20 protein-coding genes are annotated in these 26,156 nt (G+C 36.2%); 8 read left to right on the plus strand and 12 right to left on the minus strand.

Annotated features, from left to right (window positions below; all coding sequences use genetic code 11):
- From RTX21_RS17770 to RTX21_RS17795, 6 genes are all read right to left on the minus strand, one after another.
- Window positions 1–275, minus strand: a 275-nt coding sequence (locus tag RTX21_RS17770; RefSeq protein ID WP_312769839.1) for a hypothetical protein, incomplete at its 3' end; no start/stop codon positions are given.
- Window positions 272–493 carry a hypothetical protein gene (locus tag RTX21_RS17775; protein ID WP_312769840.1) on the minus strand — a complete coding sequence of 74 codons (222 nt, stop codon included), beginning with the start codon at window positions 491–493 and terminating at the stop codon, window positions 272–274. The genes RTX21_RS17770 and RTX21_RS17775, both read right to left, overlap by 4 nt.
- A 14-nt stretch (window positions 494–507) precedes the next feature.
- Complete coding sequence (locus RTX21_RS17780; protein ID WP_312769841.1) at window positions 508–2,232, minus strand: T9SS type A sorting domain-containing protein; 1,725 nt, start codon at window positions 2,230–2,232, stop codon at window positions 508–510.
- A 566-nt stretch (window positions 2,233–2,798) separates the two neighbouring features.
- A complete protein-coding gene (locus RTX21_RS17785; protein ID WP_312769843.1) occupies window positions 2,799–3,278 on the minus strand; it encodes a hypothetical protein in 480 nt (159 codons plus the stop codon).
- 50 nt (window positions 3,279–3,328) lie between these two features.
- Entirely contained in the window at window positions 3,329–9,964 is a 6,636-nt protein-coding gene (locus tag RTX21_RS17790; protein ID WP_312769846.1) for a polymorphic toxin type 23 domain-containing protein, read from the minus strand.
- Window positions 9,965–9,968: 4 nt separating this feature from the next.
- Window positions 9,969–10,427 carry a hypothetical protein gene (locus tag RTX21_RS17795; RefSeq protein ID WP_312769848.1) on the minus strand — a complete coding sequence of 153 codons (459 nt, stop codon included), beginning with the start codon at window positions 10,425–10,427 and terminating at the stop codon, window positions 9,969–9,971.
- A 157-nt stretch (window positions 10,428–10,584) separates the two neighbouring features.
- On the opposite strand from RTX21_RS17795, the gene RTX21_RS17800 reads away from it, so the two are divergent.
- Entirely contained in the window at window positions 10,585–11,553 is a 969-nt protein-coding gene (locus tag RTX21_RS17800; protein ID WP_312769850.1) for a hypothetical protein, read from the plus strand.
- 348 nt (window positions 11,554–11,901) lie between these two features.
- Here the strand turns inward: RTX21_RS17800 and RTX21_RS17805 are convergent, their stop codons facing one another.
- On the minus strand, window positions 11,902–13,110 hold the full coding sequence (locus RTX21_RS17805; protein WP_312769852.1) for a hypothetical protein: 1,209 nt from the start codon (window positions 13,108–13,110) through the stop codon (window positions 11,902–11,904).
- 36 nt (window positions 13,111–13,146) lie between these two features.
- Complete coding sequence (locus RTX21_RS17810; protein ID WP_312769855.1) at window positions 13,147–14,508, minus strand: DUF4270 family protein; 1,362 nt, start codon at window positions 14,506–14,508, stop codon at window positions 13,147–13,149.
- 208 nt (window positions 14,509–14,716) lie between these two features.
- On the opposite strand from RTX21_RS17810, the gene RTX21_RS17815 reads away from it, so the two are divergent.
- From RTX21_RS17815 to deoD, 7 genes are all read left to right on the plus strand, one after another.
- The gene (locus tag RTX21_RS17815; RefSeq protein ID WP_312769856.1) at window positions 14,717–15,700 is read left to right on the plus strand and encodes a Kelch repeat-containing protein; all 984 of its coding nucleotides are present in this window, start codon (window positions 14,717–14,719) and stop codon (window positions 15,698–15,700) included.
- The gene (locus RTX21_RS17820) at window positions 15,687–16,013 is read left to right on the plus strand and encodes a DUF4907 domain-containing protein (RefSeq protein WP_312769857.1); all 327 of its coding nucleotides are present in this window, start codon (window positions 15,687–15,689) and stop codon (window positions 16,011–16,013) included. The genes RTX21_RS17815 and RTX21_RS17820 overlap by 14 nt, the downstream gene beginning before the upstream one ends.
- A gap of 62 nt (window positions 16,014–16,075) precedes the next feature.
- Entirely contained in the window at window positions 16,076–17,137 is a 1,062-nt protein-coding gene (locus RTX21_RS17825; RefSeq protein WP_312769860.1) for a sensor histidine kinase, read from the plus strand.
- Window positions 17,134–17,838 (plus strand): LytTR family DNA-binding domain-containing protein, encoded by a 705-nt coding sequence (locus RTX21_RS17830; RefSeq protein ID WP_312769863.1) that lies wholly within the window; start codon window positions 17,134–17,136, stop codon window positions 17,836–17,838. Before RTX21_RS17825 ends, RTX21_RS17830 begins: the two co-directional genes overlap by 4 nt.
- A gap of 94 nt (window positions 17,839–17,932) precedes the next feature.
- Complete coding sequence (locus RTX21_RS17835) at window positions 17,933–18,103, plus strand: lmo0937 family membrane protein (RefSeq protein WP_312769866.1); 171 nt, start codon at window positions 17,933–17,935, stop codon at window positions 18,101–18,103.
- Window positions 18,104–18,328: 225 nt separating this feature from the next.
- On the plus strand, window positions 18,329–19,378 hold the full coding sequence (locus RTX21_RS17840; protein WP_312769869.1) for a linear amide C-N hydrolase: 1,050 nt from the start codon (window positions 18,329–18,331) through the stop codon (window positions 19,376–19,378).
- A gap of 81 nt (window positions 19,379–19,459) precedes the next feature.
- Window positions 19,460–20,167, plus strand: coding sequence for a purine-nucleoside phosphorylase (gene deoD / locus RTX21_RS17845; RefSeq protein ID WP_312769871.1), 708 nt, complete (start codon window positions 19,460–19,462; stop codon window positions 20,165–20,167).
- A gap of 76 nt (window positions 20,168–20,243) precedes the next feature.
- On the opposite strand, the gene RTX21_RS17850 is transcribed toward deoD, so the two are convergent.
- The 4 genes from RTX21_RS17850 to RTX21_RS17865 all read right to left on the minus strand — a co-directional run.
- Window positions 20,244–22,793, minus strand: a complete 2,550-nt coding sequence (locus tag RTX21_RS17850) for a M4 family metallopeptidase (RefSeq protein ID WP_312769874.1) — start codon at window positions 22,791–22,793, stop codon at window positions 20,244–20,246.
- 81 nt (window positions 22,794–22,874) lie between these two features.
- A complete protein-coding gene (locus tag RTX21_RS17855; protein WP_312769877.1) occupies window positions 22,875–24,251 on the minus strand; it encodes a DUF4403 family protein in 1,377 nt (458 codons plus the stop codon).
- 433 nt (window positions 24,252–24,684) lie between these two features.
- Window positions 24,685–25,224 (minus strand): hypothetical protein, encoded by a 540-nt coding sequence (locus tag RTX21_RS17860; RefSeq protein ID WP_312769880.1) that lies wholly within the window; start codon window positions 25,222–25,224, stop codon window positions 24,685–24,687.
- Window positions 25,225–26,156, minus strand: a 932-nt coding sequence (locus RTX21_RS17865; RefSeq protein WP_312769881.1) for an RHS repeat-associated core domain-containing protein, incomplete at its 5' end; no start/stop codon positions are given.

Raw genomic sequence — 26,156 nt, forward strand, 5'->3', positions numbered from 1 at the left:
ACTCTTAAAGTTAAAGAGTATAAGAATCGTGTCCTAACAAAGTTAGCAACTCCATAATAATAATTGTTAGGTTGCACGGTATCATTAATATCTATAATAACTTTCAAATTATTAGATGAAGATACCTTCCATTCACCATCTGACCCAAGGAAAAACTTTCCGCTGTAACCCATAAAATTAAATGTAAAAATGTCTGGTTCATAATCTGGATAATGAAGAGCGTTATTAGCTAAATCTGAGAGGTACTGTTGAGAGTTCCAATTACTAGTATTCAAAATATCCTTATAATAAAAATAACCCTTCCAATCATTTCATCTAATTGATATAAAGGTACATTCACATTTGCCCTTCCTGTACTTAAATCCATTGACAAATCTCCATATTTACCTAATGATGCAGCATTCGGGGATTGAATATTGATAGGCATTTCCCTATTTTGCCCTATCATAAAATAGCTTGTTAAAATAAGTGTTAATAAGCATAGTTTTCTCATAATATATCTTGACATCACTCTTTCACGATTTTAGTAGTTAGTTTTTTGTTTTGCTGGTTTGGGATACTCGCTTTGATGATGTAAACACCCTGTGGAAGCTTTGAGGTATCAATCTTTGTCACTCTATTTTTGGTGTTTAGTGTCTGAATCATTTTGCCTGTCATATCGTAAACGTAGACATCCGCACTCTCGAAGTCTAGCCCAATCTCCACATAACAGTAGTCCTTCACAGGATTCGGGTAAATCTGGATGTCATTGTTCTCCATGAGATTCTCTACGTCGTCGTCCAACAGCTTCACCACCTTCCAGTTCTCTTTGCCCAGTTCCTCAGCACTTGTCCCTGCCAAAATATACGAACCGTCCCTGTTCAGTAATGCGGATGTCAGTCTTTCTTCTTTTTTCTTGTCCTTACCTTCCACATACTTTCTCCACACTTCTTTACCATTCCTGTCAATGTACAGCATCCAGAACGTCTCATCATTCTTCTCTATCTTACCTTCTGACTGCGTGTAACCGCCAATGAGAAAGCCTTTCGTTGTTTCTTGATTATTGTATCCTGATTCTTGTGTCTTAATGGTATTAAGGCTCATCATCACATCCCGGTTTTTAAAGTTGTAAGACTGTTGCCACTGTTCATTACCATCTTCATCCAAAGCCAGTAACCAAAGGTCTGTCCCTTCCTCCAGTTTCGACCTCTTGTTGCCCGAGGTCTCTGAACGGCTTTCGCCACCAATGATATAGCCCGAGTCTGTTAATACCATTGTTCTGACATGGTCATCCTCACTGCCCCCGAAGTTCTTCTCCCACTGGACATTTCCATTCTTGTCAAGCTTAACAATCCAGTAATCGCCTTCACCATAGTTATTGTATGCTTTACCATAGAAAGTAATATCATAATTCTCTGTGGAATTCTCATTGCTGGATGATGATGAATTACTGCCTGAATTGTTTGAGGATTGAGAAGTATTACCGGAATGTAAATCTAAACTTCCAGAATTCTGTGATATAAGATCCTTAGAATTGATTTTCGGTTTTGACTGTCCGTCATAGATGCTACTCCTGGAATAGATGCCCATCAAGACACCGCCGTCTTTCGTTGGAATCACTTTCTCCACTTCATCCAGGCCTTTGCCGCCTAGAATGAGCTGGCTGATAGTCCTGCCTTTCTTATCTAGCCTGGTCACTAAGACATCTTTGGAGCCATAACCCAGCTTCGGGTGATTGGTTGAACCTGCAACAATATAACCTTCGTCTGTGGTTTGCGCAACAGCCCTTGCTTCTTCGCTATATCTTGTTCCGATCGTTTTCTGCCATTCCTCTTCCCCGTTCTCATCGATCTTGATAACCCAGATATCCGATGAGCCATTGGATCTTTCTTTTTTATCCAATAATAATGAAGAGTATGAGGTACCTGCCAATAAAAAACCACCTTCCTTTGTTGAAACGGTAGAACTGAGATAGTCATGCTGATTCCCTGAAAAATACTTTTCCCAAACTTTTTGGCCCTGCTGGTCCAGCTTGAGGATATGATAATCGTAACCTTTGTTTTGATTATTACCCGTGGGGGTTTGATTCTTTTGAATTGATGAACCGGAAACCAGGTATTGTCCATCAATCGTAATCGCCAGTCCTGAAAGAAAATCCTGTGTCCCGGATTCCAAATTCTTTTGCCAGCTTATTTTTTGGGCATAGGAAAGACCTACCGCCAGCATTCCCACGCTTATACAGAGTTTTTTCATTGGTTGTTTTTATTCTGTTACTAAAATAGCAAGTTTTTAACAGACTTTGAAATAATTTTATATGTTTTTTATTATGTTAAATAGGAGTGATCTATAATTTTTAAAATTGTATAAACAGATAAAACAATTTTATGCAGATTAAATTGGAATAATCGTCCAGATTTCCTGACTCCACCAAAAAATGAGTGGGGATATGAATATTTTACGGAAAAAGTTATAATAGAGAAATTATGATTAGAATTCTTTAAAATTATACTATAAACAAAATTATTAATCTGAGCTTGTGTGTTCAGATTTTTGTCTCTTCAATCATCATACTTTAAACCATTCCGATACAGAATCTAAAGAAGCTTATTTATGGATGTTTACCTAGTTAAAGTAGCATAAAAATGGTATATAATTAAGGCATTATGACATCTTTTTTCAATTTTTTTTCATAATATCGTCGTTAAAAACCCTAACTAATTGATGATTAGATAGGGTTTTATTTCAGATTTGGTACCAATTTGGCACCATAAACATAATTTGTGGTTTTGATAATTTACTAATATTACTTAGCCAGCTAATTACCAATTAGCTTTGTAGGAAAGAAATTCTTTGGGAATAATTTTCTTTTTGAAAATAGAAGTATGCCCACTTGTATTGGTAATACGAATTTCGTCACCTACTACAGATATTGCCTCGGTTTTAATTCCCCACGATATATTACTGGCAATTATTGTATAAAGTTGTACATAGTCTTCGCCATCCTTTAGGCTTTTTACCAGCCTTCCTCTTAACCCTTGAATTTTTGGATCAAAGGAATCTACTGTGTAGGCAGTTTTATCTGGAAAACTGAAATAATTCACTTTTCCGTTTGGATAAAATCTTAGAACAGAATACCATCGATCCGTCCTTGGTGTTATTTCTTCATAAATAACATCTGTTGTAACATTGCTCGGTAATTCTAATGCTGAGAAATTCTTATTTTGAAAACATTTCTCAAAATCAACAGGGATTTTAGTAGTTCCATTGTCAAGAATGGTTGTATTGCATTTTTGAGACATACAAGAAGTGTTAAAAAATAACATTGAAAACGAAATTATAATGATAAAATTTACCATGATGTAAATCTGTTTATGGTCTGATATTGAAAATATGGTTTCCAATCCCAGGAAAGGTTTTCAAATCCCGGTTGGTGTTTTCCAGCAAAGTTATGAGCAAAATGGTCTTGGATAGCGTGACGAACATGTTCTGAATTTACACCAAACCTGTAATTCCCCCAACCTGCATATAGTCCACCAAATCTATATCTAGGGCCAAATTCTTTGACATAGCCATTTGGCATTTTCCTCCCAAACTTATCAATCACCATTTTCCCAACTTTTTCATCATCGCCACTGTAATCCTCTCTTTGGCCTGTAAACAAATTAAAGCCAGCATGAAAGTCCCCTATGCTAAGTCTTGCTGCTGCGGTTCTAAAGCTATCATTACCATCAGCCCATATTTTGTTGTTAAGAATAGAAAAAGGTAGGCCATAATCATTCTCATAAGAAAAAGAAACTTTACCATATCTAAAACCAAATACGCCTGTTCGCTGCTCATGTAATCCACTCCAAATATTTGTTCCTGCATTAATTCCAAATTTTCCATCATCATAACCTATCATTAATGATTTTCTATATTCAGAGCCAGATTTTCCGCTTCCGGCATGTCCTCCGTACTCCATAAGTCCAATCCCTCCGGATAAACTAAAATCCCCTGCATGAAAAGTAGCACTGACATTGGCACCAAATCCCCAACCTTTTCCTATTGCAACGCTAGGTGAAATACTAAAATCAAATTTCCCTATTGATATATTGGCAGGTGGCACCACACAGGATATAGCTGTATTGATAGCAGAATTTCCAACAAAATTCCACATTGCAGAACCTGCAGAGCCCGTTATGGCACCGGATCCCGCTGTCGCAATCCCACAGGTATTGTAACTCAGCCAGCCCATCACAGCCATTTGCAGTCCGGACTTCACAGCATCCCAGCCCCAATTACCAGTCATAATTCCGTGAGAAACATACCCAATCACAAAACTTACTCCGGCAACGATCAGATCATCCAGACCAAACCATTCTCCATTCAGGTCATTATATAATAACGGGTTATTCATCACATAGCCATACTTATTGTAAATCTGGGTATTGTAGGGGTCCTGGATATTTTCATCTGCATTCAGAAATCGTCTTAGTAATGGATCGTATAAACGGCCGTTCATATGGATCAATTGTACACCTAGAAGATGTTCATGAGAAGTATAGCCTCTATCAATTAGTAATAATGAAGCGCTGATAGCTTTTTGGTTAGTAATAATGTTTCCATTTGCTTTTTGCAAATGAGTGAAAATTCCCCATGCATCGAAATGGCGTCTTTCCACAGCATTACCAACATCGTCACTTATTGCTAAAACAGAGCCCAAATAATCTTTATGCAGATATTTAAAAGAACCTGTAGTGCCTGTGAAGTCCTTTAAATAGATAATATTGCTTTCATAAGGGCTTCCCCCAATGTATAAAATATGTTTTTCCTGACCTGTTGCATTATCTCTTACCACCTCCATACTTCCATCTTCGCTATAATACTTGGTAAATTGCGAGTCTTGAGAATCTTCAAATTTTCCTCCGTAATTCATAATTTGCCTGCTTTCTGTCAAGCCATATTCAAACGTATAGTCGTTCTGACGACCTCTTATTTTTATTGGATCATTATTTTCATTGTATCTAATATTCTGAAGTAATATGTTTTTCTCCCCAATGCCATAATTCGATAGACCATTCGTATTAAGCTTTAATGAAGAAGGACGATAAATATTTCCCGATATATCATACTTCACTTTTCCCACCTGATCGTTAGATATGATTCTCCCCATATAATCATACTCATTGGAAGACTGTAGGCCTGTATTCGGATTTGTCCAGCTGATCAAACGGTTATTACCGTCATAAGCAAAATACTCATCCAATCCGAAATTAAAATGATGTCTTTCTGTCAATTCGTTTTTGACCGCATTAAATACATAGTTAACTTCTACTAAATTATTTGTTGAAGTAATATGTTTTGCACTTTGCAAGAAGCCGAATCCGTCATATGTATTAGTGATCTGAGAAGCTCCAAGCGTCGCAGTGAGAACTTGTCCTTTAGCATTTGTGGTTTGCAGCTCCCAAAGAATTTTGTTGGTTCCTGCCTGCTTGACCTGGTAAAGATCACCACTCCAGCTACTATAATTATTTACTATATCCGTAGAAGTAGTCACACCATTGGAAACAAGACCTTGCTCGTACGATTGCGGCCTGCCGACAGCATCATATGTTAAATTGTTCCTGAAGAACGTTCTGCCTTCAAATTGCTCAACAATGCTTGATGGCCTACCGTATGCATCATAGGTAATCGTATTGCTAAATGCTTTTCCATTAGATGTGCCGGTTTTTGAAATTACCTGCCATTTTGGATTATAAACTATGCTGATCTGTTTATTAGTGGATATACCATCATTAGAGAGTTCTGTAGTGCTTTCTAAAAGTCCATTGGTTTTGTAGGTATATTGTTTGTAGCCTTTTGGGCTTATTTCTCTAGTGACCTTCCCAAATCCATCATTATATTCGAACTGGTATAGACCGTTTGCAGGATCATTAAAGCTAACTCTTCTACCCCAAGCATCATAACTCGTCGTAACAACATTAGTACCGTATGTGGCAGAAATTTGCTGACCCGCCGCATTATAGGCATAGTTAATTGTTCCGCCTTTATCCGTGGAAGAAATAATATTTCCGATCTCATCGATGGTTTTAGAAGTAATCCTAGAATAACCATTCAATTCTTTGACAAATGTGGTCCTGCCAGAAATGAGGGTTTCTATTTTTTTTCCGTTATTATAGCTTTGTGCTGTTACTCTCGAAGGATATACAGAATCATCATAGGTTATGGTATTCCAGGTGGATGGGTTGGCCGGAAGATATTCATAACTGAAAGAATTATCTTTGAAGGGCTCGCTTTCTGCAATTTTTCTGCCTATTGCATCAAAATTAAATGCCTTGACGACATAGATATTTTGTTGAAAATCTTTAGTGATGGTTTTATACTGTTGACCTAATATATTGGTAAGTGTAATTTTAACATTTCCATCTGGTTGCGTTTCTGTCAATTGTGTACCTCTTATTCCCAGCGATCCCATAACAGGATTGCTCGTATCAAATTTATCATAATAATAAAGTGTCGTTCCGGAAAGATTTGTTCCGGAAGAGATCAATTTGCCCCAATTATCATATGAATGGGTTAGTATCACTCCTAACGGGTCTGTTTGTGTAAGTACTTGTCCCCAATTATTATAGGTAAATACAGTAGTCAAATTTAGGTCAACATCTTTTTTGCTTGTTACAAATCGACCTTTGTCCTCATAGATAGACTGTTCTGTTTTAGTATTGCCATCTACACTGTTACTGCTGGTCTTCTGAATAATATTCCCAAAATCATCGTATGTGTGATCCTCTTGTATCCAGCCCGTATTATCTATGTTCCATATTTTTTGTGTCTTTAACAGATTCTTGGCATTGTAAGCATACTCGGTCTTTGTAGATTTGGTATCTCCGTAAACTTGTATCGTTTCGTTCTTAGATTGCGGTCTCCCCACGTAATAATCCTTTCCTATTCCATTAATATTGTGCTCATAGGCCAATTCGGTTGTAGAGACGGCATAACCGTTGTTGACATTGTTTACTGTTTGTATGGGCAGATAGTAGCTTCCATATGTAGTAGTGGCTATCGTCGTTATATCTTTTAAGAAGTCTTTTGTTACGATCTGTGTAGGAACAATAGCTTTTATCGGGGAATAGCCCACGCCTGTGATATGATCGGTTTGATAAGTGGTTTGTTTAAAAGAGAGTAGCTGTGTATTATTGATCGAAAGGTCTGCCGGAAAAATCTGATTTTCATCATTAGTTCTTATGCTCCATTCTTTTACCGGAATACTTTCATTTAAAGGATCGATCTCTGTTCCATTCCATATTTTTGTATTCTCAAAACCATCCGCATACCAAGAGCTTCGGGCGGATTGCCGAAACCCTACCATACCCCTTCCTCGTAGATGGGTTATCAATCCCCTATAACGAAAATCCTGCTTTATAATTCCTGATTGCCGAAGCTGGGAAACGGCATAAGATTGGGAAACCCGATCAAGCTCCATGAACGGATATTGCTCTTTTTTAACAGGGGCGTAAAGATCGGCATTTATTGCCGGGTTCAGTTCTTTATAATCAACTTCTGTAAAAACGTTTCCTTGACCGATGCTGGATATATTTTTATCAACATTCAGATTATAGTTCTGGTAACTTATAACTTTTCTGTCTGCGGAATTCGTCGATTTAGATATCAACAATATCTTCGAGTTACTATTATTAACTCTAAAATCGCCATAGATGGGATACAACACTTGTCCACCTACAGTTAAGTTATAATTGAAATATTTTTTATAGCTCCATTTGAACTGTATGTTATTTGGGTTATACTGAAATTCTCTAAGGTTTGCGATTCCTACTTTACTTTGATTATAGTAACTGGAATAAGCATTATAGAACATCACAAATTCAGATTTCCCATCATTGTCAATATCGAACGCAGTTGGGTAGTCATTCTCAAGGGAGTAATAGGTAAATGCGGTATCATCTCTAAAAAGTACCAATCCCTGAAATGACTCCGATAGTGTTTTTCCATCATTCAGGCTTATTGACCACCCCATATCGCGTGTGGAATAATAATCGCCTTTTTCCAAGGGAGCCAGAATTTCAATATTTCTGTCCCCGTTAAGGTCGGCAAACTGTATGTATTTGTCGAGTCCTTTGACATTGAAGGTATTTTTCAGCCCCATCGCGTAGCTACCACCTGTACTCATAAGGAAATATTGGGAAATTTTATTGGATTGGACAGATAAATTTTTCTGAACGATACTCCCTGTGGATTCGGTCGTGTAAAAGCTGACATTAACATTGCCTACATTTGGTTCGATAAAGATTATATCCTGCTTGCCATCATTATCAAAGTCCATTATACCTCCCTTACTCAATATGTTCTTTGAGGTAACATTGCTTAACTTATGAATGGTTGTACTTTGTAGATCGCTATTGTCTATTACAACATACCGATAACCCAAATCGTTGCATGACCAGCTGTAAGGAGAAATCTGGCTTTTGAAACATCTAGAATCTTTAAGCCCGAATACAAGCTCAGACATCCCATCAGAATCTATATCTACTTCCTTTGGATTTTCAAATTGTGATAACTTTGAAATTCCATAATTGGAAGGTGTTGAGTAAGGAGGATACTGAGAATCAGCAAACACATAGGCCGCAGGATCGACAGTTTTTGAATACTCTAAAACTAAGGGATTATTTGTAGTATTTAATACAGATGTATCACTTTTAATACTATAATATTTTAATTCTATATCTCCTGTTGCCGGTGTAGGATAAGTCGTTGTTTGACTTTTAGCGACCAATAGCCCTTGCTTTGGCTTGATATAACCATCACTTGGCTTAATATTGTAAGTTAAGATGGATTGTGAATCAAAAATATTGCTTGCTCCTAGATAAACAAACGAAGAAGTGGCATTATTGACAGCATCAAAGTATAAATAATACCCTTCGGGTCTTCCATTTTGAGCCGGCTGTTTAACAATAAAATCTATGAGTCCATCACCATTGTAATCCCCTGTAGTAATTACATTATTAAAATCACCGAAGGCTTTTTCCTGAGTGGTGATCACTAATGGCTTTGTGTTAAAAGTAACGGGATTTGCAGGTTCATCTTGTGAATTAAACTCCTGGATACTTTTTACGTATTGGTAATTAACGGTTTGATTGGTGTCATTATTAACAATATCATTACTATAGTTGACAACATATCTTTTAAACTGGCTGCCATTACCAGTAACTAGAATACTGCTTAATAGTTTATCTTGTATAAACTGTACCCCGTTTATATAAGAAGTTTCTTTTAAGTCTCTTGTTATATAATTAAAATAAATTGCATTGAAATGTGGTTTTCCTAAAGTTTCATTGCCTCCCCACTCGATAGAGCTGATAACTGCAACATTGTTCGTTTGTGCATAATTATAGGTGATATAATTACCTTGGGCATCTTTCCATTTTACAATATTGTACTCAACTGGTGTTCTTGCACTACTTACTCCTGCGGAGGTTGCGCCATACCAAGCTTGCGAACCGTCCTCAAAAGTTACTTCCCAAGAAGCTGGCCCTTGCCAGTTCTGTTCATAAATGGTTCCAACCACCTTTATCTGTATGTTGGAATATTTATCCGTAATATAGGTTGTACCATCAACTCCGCCGTACGGAGGTCCGTTCCCGCCGCTTTTATAAATAAGCCGCTGTCCGTTAAACTGAAAAGGGCTATAATTCAAATTTACACCTGAAACTTCACTATCTTTATCAAGAGTTTTGCCTGTTCTGGAGATACTGGTGATTCCAGACAAACTCCATCCATAGCCGACCAGCCCATTCCCATTACCGCTTGTGTAACTAAGTTTAATATCTGGCGCAACACTTCTTATACCCGGGGGTATTGCAATCGGCAGTGTATATTGTAATTGACCTCCTCCATTTACATCAATACTTCCCTGAGTATCTTGAAACAAGGATTGATTAAAATACAAGTTAAAAAACGGGATTAAAAGTAATATATAGATTTTTTTCATGAGTTTATTTTTTAGTTACAGTTCTTGTATATATATTTCCATCTGTTAAATAAAATTTTAGATAATACACTCCATACGGATAGGAACCCATGCTGAATATATAGGAGTTATCCGCTAAAGATCGAACGTTTACAGTCTCCATAATACGGAAAGCATTGTAGGGAACCAGTTCAATCTTGGAAATATAATCTTTAACAGTGTTATCCCAGATGACTGTAAGATCTGTTTTAACTGGCACAGGAGCTGCTTGGATGTGGTAAGCAATTTGGTCAAATAAAGAAGAGTTTGACACTTGTGCTTCTTCGATCCTGCAACTAGTACAGACAGGCCCCGTGGGTCCCCGAAATATCTGATTACCTGCTTCATCATAACTAAAAATCACGATCGTGGGATCTGATTGTAGCTTTTGAGAATACAAAAAAATGCTAAAAAAGGATGACAGGGAAAGTAGAATTTTTTTCATGATTTTTTATTAATGGTTTAAAACAAAATTGAACAAAAGAATGCTAATTTAAAAGGACAATGCATCTTACTACTAAATGTAACACAGACAAATTGTCTAAAAAAAATTGCTTTTTCATCTTTTTTAGATAATTTTGAGAATAACAAAAAAAATAACTTTGAAAAATTACCAGAAAAAACTATTTGACCTATTAGTGAAACAAGCTGGTGGTAAAAAGAATCTCGTGGAAATGATGATTGACAAGCTTGCACTCTCCAATGATACTTCCTATAGAAGGATAAGTGGTAAAAGCCATATAACATTAAATGAAGGTATTACCCTTGCATCACATTTCGGGGTTTCTCTGGATGCGATCCACGATTCCAATATCAACAATGCTGTTGTCAATAAAGTCCATGATATCTATAATATCGACGACTTCGAGAAATATCTTGAATCTTCTATTTTTAATCTGCAAAAAGTTAAAAACACGACAGATGTCGAGTTCATTTATGCCGCCAAAGATATTCCATTATTTTATCTGATGAAATATGAGAATCTTCGAAAATTCAAAATATATACTTGGTTGAAGCTAATGGATAATGAATTTTTCTCACATAGAATAAGATTTGAATCATTTACTGTCCCTGAAAAAATCAGAGAAAAGGCATTATTGCTAGCTGATACATATAATGATGTCAGCTCTACAGAAATATGGAGCAGTGTCACTATTCATGCATTATTAGAACAACTCATATATTTTCACCAATTAGAAATGGTCAATAATGAAAGCATTATTGCCATTTGTGATGAGATATTGAAGATGGTCAAGCAAATAGAAAAAGATACATTAAATGAAAAAAAAGATGGCAAAAAAGCATATTACAAACTTTATCAAAATGATCTGTTGATAATGAATAACACCGTATTTATTAAGTTTTCTGATCAAAAAATCCTTTTTTTGCCATATAATATTCTGAGCTATTATTATACTCAGGACGAAAGAGTCTGTCACAATTATGAGAAAAGTCTCGATTTGATTTTAAAGAATTCGGAATTACTTTCAACCAATAATAAAGCAAGAAATATCTTCTTCAATAAATTATATAATAGGATCGAGGATGTTATTAAAGTCTATCGTAGATAGATTTCGGTAAATCATTATCTGAAAATTCGTGTCATTGACCGTAAAAAACACCATTGACCAAGTAATCATTGTATTAAATGACAGTCCACAGCAACTGAGCCTGATAAAAACTATACAACGGCGTGGTTCTTTTTTCCTCAGACGAAGGGTAGGATTGGATAGAATTCTAAAAACTTAAACAGTAAAAACAACCAAACTAATGTCATTTCGATTTGTATACAGTCTATCAAAATAAATAATACCTGCATCGTTCTACTTATCCTTAGTCCATGGTTAGAATATAGATACTCCATGGATAATGTATGGGAAAGAGCAGATTAAAAAAGAACTTATAACAAGTTCCTTTTTTTAATTCAGATATCGTTTTGCAAACCATTTATCTAAGAAATCCACACTAATACTCAGGCTATGATAATTTTCTTTGATTGCCGAATTGTTGAAGATCCCACGTTTTCCATATCCATAACCGACGTTCAAAATGATCTTGTTCATAGGGATGCCTAAACCTACAGTAGCCTCCATTTTATTGATGTCCCTGTTATTGACTTTATAATATCCTGTGTCATAATTGAGTCCAAAACGGTAGATCAGGTTTTCCGAAAAAATCGGGCTGTTCTTTCTTTCAGGAAGAAGCTCAAAGCCTAGTCCATAAACTTGTTGCTTGTAATATTTCTCTTTGGTGACCGTATTTTTGACCTCATTCCAATTACTCTGTGTGAAATCAAGACTGAAACGATATCTGTCATTTTTCAAGACGCTCACTCCTAACCCGACCTCTAGCGGAAGCGTGGAATCTTTTGAGGAAAGTTTGGTTGTGAGACTGTTATTATAATCCCTGTCTTCTGTATAGACGGTCTCACCTTTTGCATTTAAGTTACTTTTGAAATTAACAATCCCACCCAAGGTCAACTGCAGTCTTTCTTTTTGAAAATATTGATTGTATTGTGTTCCCAGCCCATAACTAAAACCGGTATATCTTATATTTCTGCTTATCTCAAGTTCAGTTGTCGTCGTAATGATCTCTTTTCTGATAATAGTTCCGAAATTATTTTTCACCTTTCCTCCAATACGCCAGTTATTATTAACCTTGTAACCCAAAGTAACCCCTAGATTCGATATTCCGCCACTTCCTTCATAAGTAATGGGATAATTGCTGGAAGTGCCTTCTATTGGAATTTTAGAATCAAATTGATAATCTGTGGAAGTTGTAGGTTGCACACTTGCTCCCAAGAAAAACCTATTGGAAATCCTCATAGCCAGTCCCAGATTGGTAAAATTACCATTGATCCTTTTATCCGTTCCTTGATTGCTAGAGATATTATTAAACTTCAGTCCTCCGCTCACGTCAAAGATCACATTCTGAATACCTATCGTAGTAATTGCAGCTGGATTTTTAGAATTGATGTAATCAGGAGATTCCAGAGCTATTCCGGTATTTCCCAAAGAAATATTCCTCGCATTATCAACATTATTAAATGTCCCGATTCCGAAATAAGAATAAGGCGAAGAATCTTGAGCTTGTGTTTTTTGCACGAAGATGATGGCAAAAAACAACATTATTTTAATTTTATTGTACATGATGAGTTTCTACAGTTAATAACCTAAAATGTAAAGTTTAAGCTTCGCGGGATTCGTACTATTTTTAGGATCTCCAACAATAGCTTTTCCGGCGAGAACATCCAGATAAGATGATGGATAGATCAAAATATTATAATTGGAATCTGAGGTTTCTGAGAGAATATTATTGACATAGCTCAACATATCAACAGAATAAGCATAATCACTTTGGAACTCACTTTCATCCGACAACGCAATGGTAAGTTCTGTACTTCCATCGGAAGCATAATAAGCAGAAACAACATTATTTTTTTTGTCTCCCAGGTAATAATAAAGAGGAGTTGGATTATAGAAACTTTTAGTATAATATCCAGCTACAGGGCTCAAAGTGAGATTGGCACTGATGATTTTATAATTATCATAAAGATTCTTAAGCGTTTTCAGGTAGGGGATCTCCACTTTCGTAAAAACACCAACTCCAGACATCATGTAAGTTTTATTACCCAGATTTTTGGACTCAATTGGTGTTGATGACGTGAGGCCAGCCAATTCTGAGCCTGTGAAATCACTATCGATCTTGTTATATTGATAAGTCGTACTTGGATTCAGGTCAAGCGTATATTTCACATCTTCGGTTCCGTTTTGGGAAGTTGCGTGGTAATACATCCTGACAATATTGGAGACTTTTTCTTTGGTCGTATTGCTGATTTGAACCAGATAAGAGGAATTGATTCCAAAACGTAGCATTGCATTGTTATCAGAAGAAGGAACCAATGCTAAACCTTTATAGAAATTGAGAAAATATTCTTGGCTGTTGGCATCCTTACTTTTCAAAAGATTGAAAAGGCCTTGACCATAACTCTGGTCAAGACGGATTTTAACAAAACTACTGTCCGTATTCGGTCGCGGAAGAAACTCTGCAGTTCCGATTGAATTAGATGAATAATTGAATTTACTCTTATTATAGAGATATCCGTTATTCAGTCTGATTCTGCTTTCCATCGGGTGGACATCCATTTTAAAAGTTTTGAGTGTATCACCGTAATAAGAATCGATATTGGTAAGATACATTACAATGGAATCAAAAACCACATTGCTTGTTGTTGCAAGATTATAACTCGCTGGTGTCAGTTCGAAAAGAGAAGACGACGTTACTCTCCCAAATGTATTATCTTTTATATTTCCCACCAACATTGCGCTTTTCCCCGATGTTACCACAGAATCCTTCATTATCGTCGACATCTTGATAGTAAGCGTGTCGATCATTACAACTTTGGACTGTGCAGACATCCAAGAATTTCCTACTTCATAAGTGTTACTTTCTCTTTCGCAGGAGCACAAGAAGAGAATAGAAACACACAACAAAAGACATTTGTACATTATTTTTTTTGTAAACATACATTGACTATTATGTAGGGATAAAACATTTTCTTCCTTTCAGTTTTAGTTTTCGACAAATCAATTATATTCTTAGATAATTCCGAATTTTCAAATCGATGTAAAATCTGTCGAAAAAAGAAGACGGTTTAACGACAAAAAAAGCGTGTTTGTCTAAAAAATTTTCAAAAGACGAGGGAATGAAGTTGATTTGCATCAAAAAATAAGAATGAGCAATAAACTTTCGGTTTTAGTTCTTGCAATGGCGGGGATTTTTTTAGTATCAAGCTGTCGAAATGATGATGACGATGATGAGTTGGTAGGAAATTGGGTAAGAGTTTCGGATCTAGACGGTAAACCACGTTCCAATGCTTCTGCTTTTGTGGTGAATGGAAAAGGATATCTAACTGGAGGTTACGATGGAGAATACTATTATAATGACCTTTGGAGTTACGACCCAAATGCTAATTCCTGGACACAAAAAGCTGATTTTCCGGGCGTGAAAAGAAGTTCAGCCGTTGGTTTTGCAACCGATTCTTATGGTTATGTCGGAACAGGATATGATGGTGTAAACAAACTCAACGACTTCTATAAATACGATGCATCTGCCAATTCTTGGGCAAAGATAGATGACCTTCCGGGAGCAGGAAGATATGCAGCTTTGGCTTTCGGAATTGGAAGCAAAGGTTATGTAGGAACAGGATACGACGGAAGCGAGCTTAAGGATTTTTACAAATATGATGAAGCTACATCCAGCTGGAGCACTATTACAAGTTTAGGAGGCTCCAAAAGAAGAGACGGTGCAGCTTTCGTTATCAACGGAACAGCCTATGTCGGATTCGGGACCAATAACGGAAGCCTAGTTTCTGATTTCTGGGCATTCAATCCGGAAACAGAGGCTTGGTCAAAAAAAGCCAATACAAGCGATGACGACGATGTACAAAACCGTGCCTCTACCGCTGCTTTTGCAGCAGGCGGACTGGGTTACGTTTCTACAGGAACGGTGAGTGGTGTTACCAATTCAACTTGGGAATACAATCCTTCTACAGATGATTGGACAGAAAGAACAGCTTTCGAAGGTTCTTCCAGGCAAAGTGCCTGTGCATTCTCATTTGGGACTTACGGTTATGTTTTGACAGGGAACAGCGGCTCTTCTTACTTTGATGACATCTGGGTTTTCCACCCTACAGAAACTGAGAATGAAGATGATTAAAACATTCTGGAAATTATTCTTATCTGCAGGCCTTCTTCTTATCTCCTGTCAAAAAAAGAATAATGAATTAGATATAAAAATAACTCAACAAGCAAACGGTTTTGGTTATCAGATCATAAAAAACAAAAAAGTTTTTATCAATCAGCCATTTATTCCGGCAGTGCAGGGCGAACAATCTTTCCGAGATAGTTTGCAGGCTCGGAAAACCGCCAATCTTGTAGTAGAAAAAATAGGAAAAGCATCCTTTCCTCGGATCTCGGTAGATGAGCTGGACTCCATGAAGATCGAATACGAGATCCGAAAATTTCAATAAGCCAAAATTCCTTCGATAAATTATCGGGGGAATTTTGCACGTTAAAAAAAGATTTATTTGTTATGAACACATTTTTGAAAAGCATCAAAACCATCTACGTTTATCACTGGATCATCTGGTTGGTTCTTATTGCTTTTAAGCTGATAATGGATTATTCCGTTTTTGGGCAATTGGCTTTGCAGATGAACTTGAAAATCTTCTTGTTCTCTATCTTGTTTTTCTATCTCAATTACAAACTATTTTTACCTTATCTCATCAAACAAAATCCAAGAAAAATATCAATTATTGCAATCTCGTTCATTGTGATCTATGTAGGATTGATGATAGTCTTCATGCCCCATTTTCCTCATCCACAAGGTCGCCCTCCGTTTCCACCAAAAGATTTTCCAAGGCCAGACCGAATGATGAGATTCCGGAATGGACCGGATTTTCACGATGTTTTCTTCAAGATTGGATTGTTCTCGATCGTCTTCAGCACGTTGATCTTCTTTGTTGACAAATGGATGGAAAACCAGAAAATGATAAAAGCCTTGGAATTCGAGCGACAATCCAGCGAACTGAAAATCCTCCGTGAACAGATCAATCCGCATTTCTTTTTCAATGCGCTTAACAGTATTTATTCCTTATCGATTACTCAGTCCAATGACACGCCTAGAGTTATTTTGATTCTGTCAGACATTATGAGATACGTTCTCAATGATAAAAACGGACAGAAAAACAATCTGAATGACGAGATCATCAATATCAAAAAGTATATCGAGATACAATCTATCAGATTTAATAAATTCAATAATATCAATTATCAATTTTCAGGTAATTTTAATAATTATAAAATTGAGCCTCTGCTTCTTCTGACCTTTGTTGAAAATGCTTTCAAATACGCTGATTTTGGGAAAGGACCTTTGGACATCAAAGTTCAGTTAAGAGATGATATTCTGGATTTTAATATCAAAAATTTTTACGAGAGAAAACCAAGTGAAAAAACTGACAACAACAAGCTTGGAATCAAAAATACAAAGATGAAGCTGGATCTGCTTTATCCCGAAAAATATCAACTCGATATTAATGATAATGGCTCTGAATATGAAATTAATTTAAAACTCACATTAGACTCCGACCAATGAATTGCATAATTGTAGATGATGAGGAACTTGCGCATCACATAATCGAAGAATATATCTCAAGAATCCCTTTTCTGAATCTTGTAGCGAATTGTTACGACATCCAGGAAACGATTCAGGTTTTGAAAAATAATGCGGTTGATCTGATCTTCCTGGACATCAATCTTCCAAATATCTCCGGAATCGAGTTTCTGAAAAGTTACAACAAGCTCCCGAACGTAATTATCACAACAGCTTATGATAACTGCGCCATCCAAGGGTTTGAAATGGACGTTATCGACTATCTGTTAAAACCTTTTTCTTTTGAACGTTTCCTGAAAGCTGCTTACAAAAGTTTTGACCTTTATAATAATGTCAAGATTCTTCAGGAAACCGAAAACGTGATGAAAAACACCTTCATATTTGTCCGTTCAAATAATGAGGATGTCAAACTTAATCTTAACGAGATCATCAGGATCAATGCTTTGAAAGATTACATTGTGATCTACACCAACACGAGAAAACTTATCGTTCATCAAACAATGAAATCCATTATGGAGAAAATCAACTTTGAGAATTTTATCCGAGTCCATAATTCACATATCATATCGCTTCAGCATCTTCAAAGTGTTGGAAAAAACAGTCTTATGATCGCTGATGAAAGAATACCAGTGAGCGAAAAATATAAAACTTATCTGTCCGGAATTGTTGATAGATACAAATAAAATTTAATTTAATAATATCGATTTTTTTACTATTAAAATAATAAAGGCACAGAATATGCAATGTCATAATCATTAAATCAAAAAAATATTAGTTATGAGAAATCTATTATGGTTAGTCGCAGTAATCTGTATCATCGTTTGGGTATTAGGATTAGTAGGTGTAGGTGGCGGAATGGGAATGGGGAATTTAATTCACATTCTTTTGGTCATTGCCATCATTGTAGTGTTATTCAACATCATATCAGGAAGAAAACCTCTTGATTAAAAAAGAACATTACTTTTTCACACTTAAAACTCTATTCTTTGAATGGAGTTTTTTATTTTTAGATCAATCACTAGTCAGGGTTGATGATTTTTGAATTTTTCAAGTATTTTATCCGTACATTTACATTATTCTCATTAATAACAATTTAAAGAAGTAAAATTTGCAGAAAGCCCGTTATTAAAATTTCAAATAGTTCATTATCTTTTTTAACCAAATAATATTACTATGAAAAATTTTTCTTTGATCTTCTTCTCATTATTTCTTTGCATCAGCTATTTCAACTATTCCGAAGCTTGTACGAGGGTTGTCTACAAAGGCCCGGAAAATACAATTCTGACTGCACGCTCTATGGATTGGAAAGACGAGATTCCTGCCAATGTGTGGATCCTCCCTCAGGGAATCGAACGCAGCGGAGAAGTTGGTTCTCTTTCTATAAAATGGAAATCCAAATACGGAAGCGTTGTTACTACATCTTGGGATATTGCTACTGCTGATGGTATGAACGAGAAGGGTCTTGTTGCCAATCTTCTTTGGCTAGGAGAATCCCAGTATCCAAAATTTGATCCGAATGGAAAAACGAAAGGTCTTGCTATTTCTCTTTGGGCACAATATTATCTGGATAATTTCGCAACGGTAAAAGAAGCTGTTGAATATTCTAGGACAGAACCTTTTGCAGTCGTAAGCGATTATATACCGGGAACAGAAAGATTCACGACTGTTCACCTTTCCCTTTCAGACTCTTCTGGAGACAATGCTGTTTTCGAATACATCAACGGAAAATTGGTCATTCATCATTCGCCGGAATATACCGTGATGACAAACTCTCCGGTTTTTGAAGAGCAATTGGCTCTCAATAATTATTGGAAAGGAATCCCCGGAACAGTTATGTTACCCGGAACCAATCGTGCTGCGGACCGTTTCGTAAGAGCTTCTTATTATATTAATGCTATTCCGCAAACCGCAGATACAAGAAGTGCAGTTGCAAGTGTCTTCAGTGTGATAAGAAACTGTTCCGTTCCCTACGGAATCTCTTCGGAGACAGAGCCCAATATCTCTTCTACAAGATGGCGTTCTGTTGCCGATCAGAAAAACCTTGTCTATTATTTTGAAACAGTTTTCACGCCTAATACTTTTTGGGTCAATCTTAAAGACTTTGATGTCACTCCAAAAGGAAAAATAATGAAACTGGATCTGAGTAATTATCAAACTTATAATGGTAAATCCAATTCAAACTTCAAAGAGTCAAAACCTTTTAAATTCTTAGGCTTAAATTAATTGGTTAAAATATTATTATTAGAAACAATTCGGTAATCAGAATATAAATTTTATCTTCACGCTCTAAAATTTTTAATCCATATGAGTGTTCACATAAGCGCAAAAAAAGGAGAAATTGCAAAAACGGTATTGATGCCGGGCGACCCACTAAGAGCTAAATATATTGCTGATAATTTTTTGACCGATATCATATTGGTAAGCCAGACCAGAAATATTTTCTATTTTACAGGGAAATATAAAGGAAAAGAAATCACAGTTGGTGCTAGCGGAATGGGATTTCCAAGTATCGGCATCTATTCTTACGAATTGTTTACGGAATATGAAGTTGACACAATTATCAGAATCGGAACTTGTGGGGCATATTCTACAGATCTGAAACTATTTGATATTCTAAATGTAAAAAATGCAGCGAGCGAAAGTACCTATGCAAAATTTGCTTGGGGAATTGAAGAAGATATCATTTCCAATCAAGGAAGTGCATTTGATAAAATCAATGAAACAGCAAAAGAGTTAGGTCTTGATGCAAAAGCAACTAACATCCACTCTAGCGACATCTTTTACAGAAAAGACCCTGCTGTTCCGGAGATTGCAGTAAGACACAATTGTCCTGCGGTAGAAATGGAAGCTTTTGCTCTTTTTGCCAATGCTCAACATCTCGGAAAAAATGCGGCAACTATCTTGACAGTTTCCGATATTATTCCAACTCACGAATTCATCTCTGCAGACCAAAGAGAGCAGGCACTTAGAACAATGATGGAATTATCATTAGAAACAGCTCTGAAGTTTTAAATTAATTTCAATATTAAAATAGAAAAAACCTTATGATAGTTCATAAGGTTTTTTCTATTGGTATTAATTTCGAAAATCACTTCTTAATTACTTTTACAGAATTGCTTTCTGTTTCAGAATTTACTTTTAAGATATAAGTTCCATTCAATAATTGGCTCATATCCAAAGAAGCTTTAGCATTATTAATATTAAACCTCTGGATCAATTGCCCAGCAACGTTATAGATCTCAACATTTTTCAAATTTGAGTTTTTACTATTTTGGATAGTCACAAAACCTGAGGTCGGATTCGGGAATACAGTAATCCCGTTTTGTTTCTGAACGTCCTCTACTGCAAGTGTTGCGCAATTGTAAACATAGACCTCATCCAGATACCAACCTTCTATACCGTTGCAACCATCTGTTCCTAACTCGAATCTGAATTTGATATTAGAGCCAGAAGTCACTCCAATTTTAGAAAGGTCGATCACACTTTGTCCCCAGCTTCCGCCAAGAGAACCGCCATCTGTACCAGTGAATGCCCTTTGTCCTTTTAATGGATTATCACTCTGGCTGGTTCCATCCAAAGTGCTGTTATAACCATTATAAGTAAATGCTGTTACAGGCAATAGTGTCCAAGAACCGCCATTTAAACTATATTTGATATTACCCCCATCCCAAGTAGATTCGGTGGCCACGTAGTGGTTGAAAGCCATTTCATATTTTCCTGAAGAGAAAGTCGGGATTGTAATCGTTGGACTTTCCAGACGCAGAATTCCGTTTTGCAAGTTAGTTGCACAATCTCCATTGATAGGGTCAACTGCAAATATTGCTTTTCCAGCTCTTGATTTTGGCAAGTTATCTTTGATCGTCCAATCTCTAGCTTCCCAAGTAGCAGGTTTTGTAGGAACATTAGAAACAGTCCAATTTCCTAGACCATTTTCCCAATCTTCTTTGAATAATGGATTGGAAGTTGCACTTGAACAAAGCGTTGGTGCATTTTGAGCAAGCAAAGGTGTATAATTACATTGTGTTGCTGGCGATGATTTTAACTGTACTGATAGGATGCCGTTTTTAACATTTTGCACATCAGCAGTTGTAAAAGCCTGTCCTGTTAAACCTGCTGGTGTTGTGGTTGTAGATAATCCTTGGAGATTGATTCCTATAAGGTCATTGGCAGCGGCTTCCAAAGCATCAGCAAAATTAGCGAAATCACTAGTTGCCGTCAAATAGTTTCTCTGTGCCCTCCACCAAAGATGGGCAGCTTTCACAAAGCCTATTCCTGTTATTGTATAACCATTGTAAGTTCCGCCATCTACAAGCAGTGCGTATAAATGGTTGGTAGGTCCGGAGTTAGTATGCACCCCGCCGCTATCGGCAGTTCCACAGTAGTAATAAGTAGCATCCAACACTTTTGCAGGTTGTCCATTACAGTTTGGATTCCACATATCCCGGATAGCTCCTCCAAAAGCAGTAGCATCCTCACCCATTTTCCAGCGGAGCGAACCAGAGCAGGAAGTGGTGGTTCTTACACTAAGATTCTCGCCTTCATCCATATAATTATTGATCAGGTCAATCGTTTCTCCCCAAACATCGGAGTAAGATTCGTTAAGCGCTCCTGATTGGTATTGATAGATCAGTCCACTTGTATATTCGGTATAAGCGTGTCCCCATTCGTGCGCAATGACATCATCAGTTGCTGTCCCGTCACAATATCCTGCATATGTGCCATTCCATCTCGCATTAGGGCAAGAGATAGTCGGATCATTGTTCACAGTGATCATTGTATGATCTGCCGCATCATAGGAAATATATCCGAATGCATTTTTGAAGAAGTTATAAACATGTTCAGACGTCACAGCTTCATGTTGCTGCCAAGTTGTAAGCGTTCCCGGAAAAGCATCGCCTTCTTTCCATTTTAGGTTGGAAGCATTGGTATTGGTTTCATATACTCTTCTGTCGATAGGATGTATCCCCGTGAATTGCTCCACTAATTCTCCTGTATGAGCATTGATAAAAAGAAATTCTCTGACATCATTTTTATTGGTAACTTCCACCTCATAGGCCAAATAAGGCACAACAACACCTCCTTGAACCAAATTTTTCGGGAAGATCAAAAGATTATTCTTTCCAATCTCTAAGGGAACATTGCTGCTTGTAAGATTCTGTTTCGCAACAAGACCTTTCGCAATAGCTGCCGCTTCTGTAGCAGAAATATCCGGCGTAGAACTGACCTTTATATTGGAGATCGCATTCCCGTTAATGGATGTCAACTCCTCCTTTCCGTTGAAGTGGAACTTCAAAACACCGTCGTAAACAGGAACACCTTGATGTTGTTGTATATAAACCACATTCTTCAGTCCGTAATTATCTGTGATTTCTTCTACAAATACCAGATCATTGACAGATTTCAGATTAAAAGCTTTGAAGTTTTCTGCCAAAAACTCATCTACTTTTGCTTTTGCTCCGGTAGATTTTAATTGAAGTGCATTAGAATTTCCAAAAAGGATGAAATTAGGGTTGGAAGTGCTGTTACTGATCGTAACATTGGCATTGGTCTGCTTTTTAAGTTGAGCCAACTCTTTGGATTCTTGGGAAAATCCGCATATATAAGCTAAAGCAAGTGCCAGAGTAAAAGTTTTCTTCATATTAAATTTAATTACTGACAAATATATACAATATACTCAGCATTATAATCAATAAAAGATAAAGAAAACTAACAAACGTTATTAAAAAATCAATCCCGAAACATTCATCTGCAATTGTGCCTTGGTATCGATAACAATCGTAATATATTTTTCTGATAAAAGGAATTGTGTGGGCTTCAAATCCAGAACTTGTCCTTGTAATTTGATGCCTTTCACATATTCTTTATTGAAGTTTTCCATCATACTTTTCCTGGAAGAATTCTCGATATCCAAAAGCGGGATTCCGTAATCTTTCTCTATCATCCTTCTGATCTTGCCTTCGAACAAAACGGTCAATGCTTTTTGAAAGAAATTCTTGGTCTTAAGATTAAAATCTGTAACATTCAGCTTTATCTTATGTTCTTCCGCATTGTAAAATGGTTTGCCTTTGATAAAAGCCGTTCCGTTTACTTCACCTGTCGTATGTGCTTCTATCACGATATTTTCTTTTTCCTGATAGACAGAAATATCTGTGATCTTCACCTTTTTATTTTCACCACTCATCGCAAATTCTTTATCCTGGAATTGTTGCCTTGCGATTCTCGTAGCTTCATCGAAACTGATATTCGCCGTTGTTTGCAGGTTGAAGATGTTAGGAAGGTCGGGCTTTAGGAGAAAATTAGGAACTGAGCTCACGTCTTTTGTAGCCAAAGGAATCTGTCCCACGTAAGTCTCAGAATACAGATCAATTCCAATGGTCGTTTTGATCTTATCCTGAAAAACCTGAAGCGGTGACATGAATGTACTTTGAGGGGAGATCTTGAGCCAAGTATTATATTCTTCCGAAACATTGATAGGTTTAGAGAACTGATTCCAGCCCATTACCAGATAGGGTTGCAAATTGAATTTAGATTTGATCTGATCATCAATGATCGTTGTGAACTTGGACTGCTGTTCTTTCAATGTGGACTCAATGAAGGGAGCAATTGGAATTTTCACCTTACCATAATCCAAAACAGGTTTCTGTGTCCACACGAACCCTGCTGTAGTAGTTTTTGTATCCAACTTCCAATCTGATGTCGCAATTATACTTGTGATGAAATTCATAATCAGATTAAAATTGGTATCCTTATAAAGATAATATCCCAAAGTCCCGTAGCCTTTTTCTGCCCAAATTTTCAGAGGGACAGAGATCATCAACCGGTTATTGGTCAAAGCTTTTATAGCAATGTTACCCTGCTTCTCTACTTTTACCTTGAACTGGTCGTTATTATTATCGGTGTAAGACTGATCTTCGTACAAAATACCTTTGATAGATTGATTGACGAGACTATTGATCTCCGAGATTGGCAGTGAAACAGGAAGTGTGATACTCGATTTGATCTTAGGTAAAGTATAAACAGGACTTTCTGCTTGAGAAAAAACAAAGAAGCTGACCAGCAAAAAATATAGAGAGGTGATTTTTCTAAATGAAATCATAGGTATTCTAATAAAATCTGAATCGCAAAATTAATGGTTTTATTAATGCTTAATGAGAAATTTTGTAAAGAGCTGCATTTTATTGATCACCATCACTAAGTTTGACACACCTGTTATGATTCCCAGCCATTTGCGACATCTATTTTCTTCAAAAATAAACGAGGATAGATCATTCTACCCTCTTTTCTAAATTTTGTTGATTATTATTTTATCTGATTTTCAATGGTTTAATATTTCAGATCATATCTATCACTAAGTTTGGAACGTGACCCATGACCTTAAATGGTAGTGGTTTAACAAATGAACTCGTCAGATTTGATGAGAATAAAACTAGTTTTATATTCATAAACCATCAAGAAGACTGGAAAAATAATTTAGGTATGTTATAACCTTACACTAAATTAGTGTAATTTGGGTATTGTTACCTTAATATTTACAAACATTCATAATGCGCTGTCCAAGATTTTGTTTCTTTAATGTTATTTTTATTATCAAAAATTAACAAATATTTATTGATACTACCACAGCTTCTTAACCCTTCAGATGAGTTTGATATCACATCAACCCTTAAAGAATCGTTTCTTATTTCTGTAAAAATAGCTATGTGCGAAGGACCTTTGAACTTATCTTTTGAAAACACAGTTTTATTTTTATAATAATTTTCAGGTTTCCAATTTTTCTCCCAATATTTCTTATTTATTTTAGACAAGCAATTACTTTTTTCAATTGCTTTTGTTTTGTCAATATTTATCCAATTATAATAATTATCAGATTTATATAGAGGAAAAAAACTTTCATAAATAGATATCCCATAGGCTCCGGGTTTCAAAATATCATTATAATATTTTTCTATTCCTTTATCTATAAAATCTTTTTTTATAAATTCAATTCCTTTATCGTATCTCTCACATACACATTGCCCGTATACAAAGGCATTAAAACTTAAAAATAAAATAATTACTGAATATCTCATTTACTTAGTTTTTGGAGTTAACATAAATAGATTTTTCTTAATATCTATTTTTTTGAAATCATATTGTATAACAGCAGGTGTTTTTTCGAAAGGTGTGAAGTTTTGTATTGTTCCTTTATATAAAACTTCCATTGGACTATATGAATTTCTTTGACCAAATGGCAAACTAAATTGTTTTGAAGCGTCCAACTCAGTTCTAATTGTATTCATAAATTTTTCATTTGCACCAGGTAATCCATAAATTGAATTTTGATCTGACAAACCATTATAAACGTGACTTATTTCATGCATCGTAGTCATCCCGTATCCCATAGTTAATGGGTTTAAGGCTTCACTAGTTCCTCCTATAAATTTATCAATCTGATTAGTATTAATATTCAAATCATAAGTTGTAGTTGCACCATATACTCCATCAATTACTTCTCCACGAGAGCTTACAGCATCAATTGATGAGCCTCTAGAATTGTCAGAATTAATCTGATAATCTGTTCTATGATTATCAATAGCTCCTTTTACCATATCGCGAGCCGTCTTACTTCCTCCTGCGTCAGATGGTTCTGTATAACTCACTTTACCATCATCTCCCACAGATAATTTCAATCCTGTCTGTTTTTCTAAATCGCCTACTATTTTATTTTGAGTTTCTTGTGAAATATTTTTTCCAAAAGTTATATCATAGTTCTGCATTCCATCAGGGTCAATAAATCTTATTGGATTGTTGTAACCATATGTATAAGTCGACCATCTTCTTGATGTTTCCGCCAAAGGATCAATCGAAAACCACCTTCCCAAGTCCGGCATATACATCCTCGCCCCGTAATCATACATTCCTGTTTCTTGGAGTTCCTTCCCATTGTACTTGTAGTTATGCAAACTACCCATCGCATCGAACTTGGAATAGTAATTATTGAAATTCATCCCGAACGGGTAAT

This window comes from Epilithonimonas sp. (genome assembly GCF_032054305.1).
Lineage (GTDB): Bacteria > Bacteroidota > Bacteroidia > Flavobacteriales > Weeksellaceae > Epilithonimonas.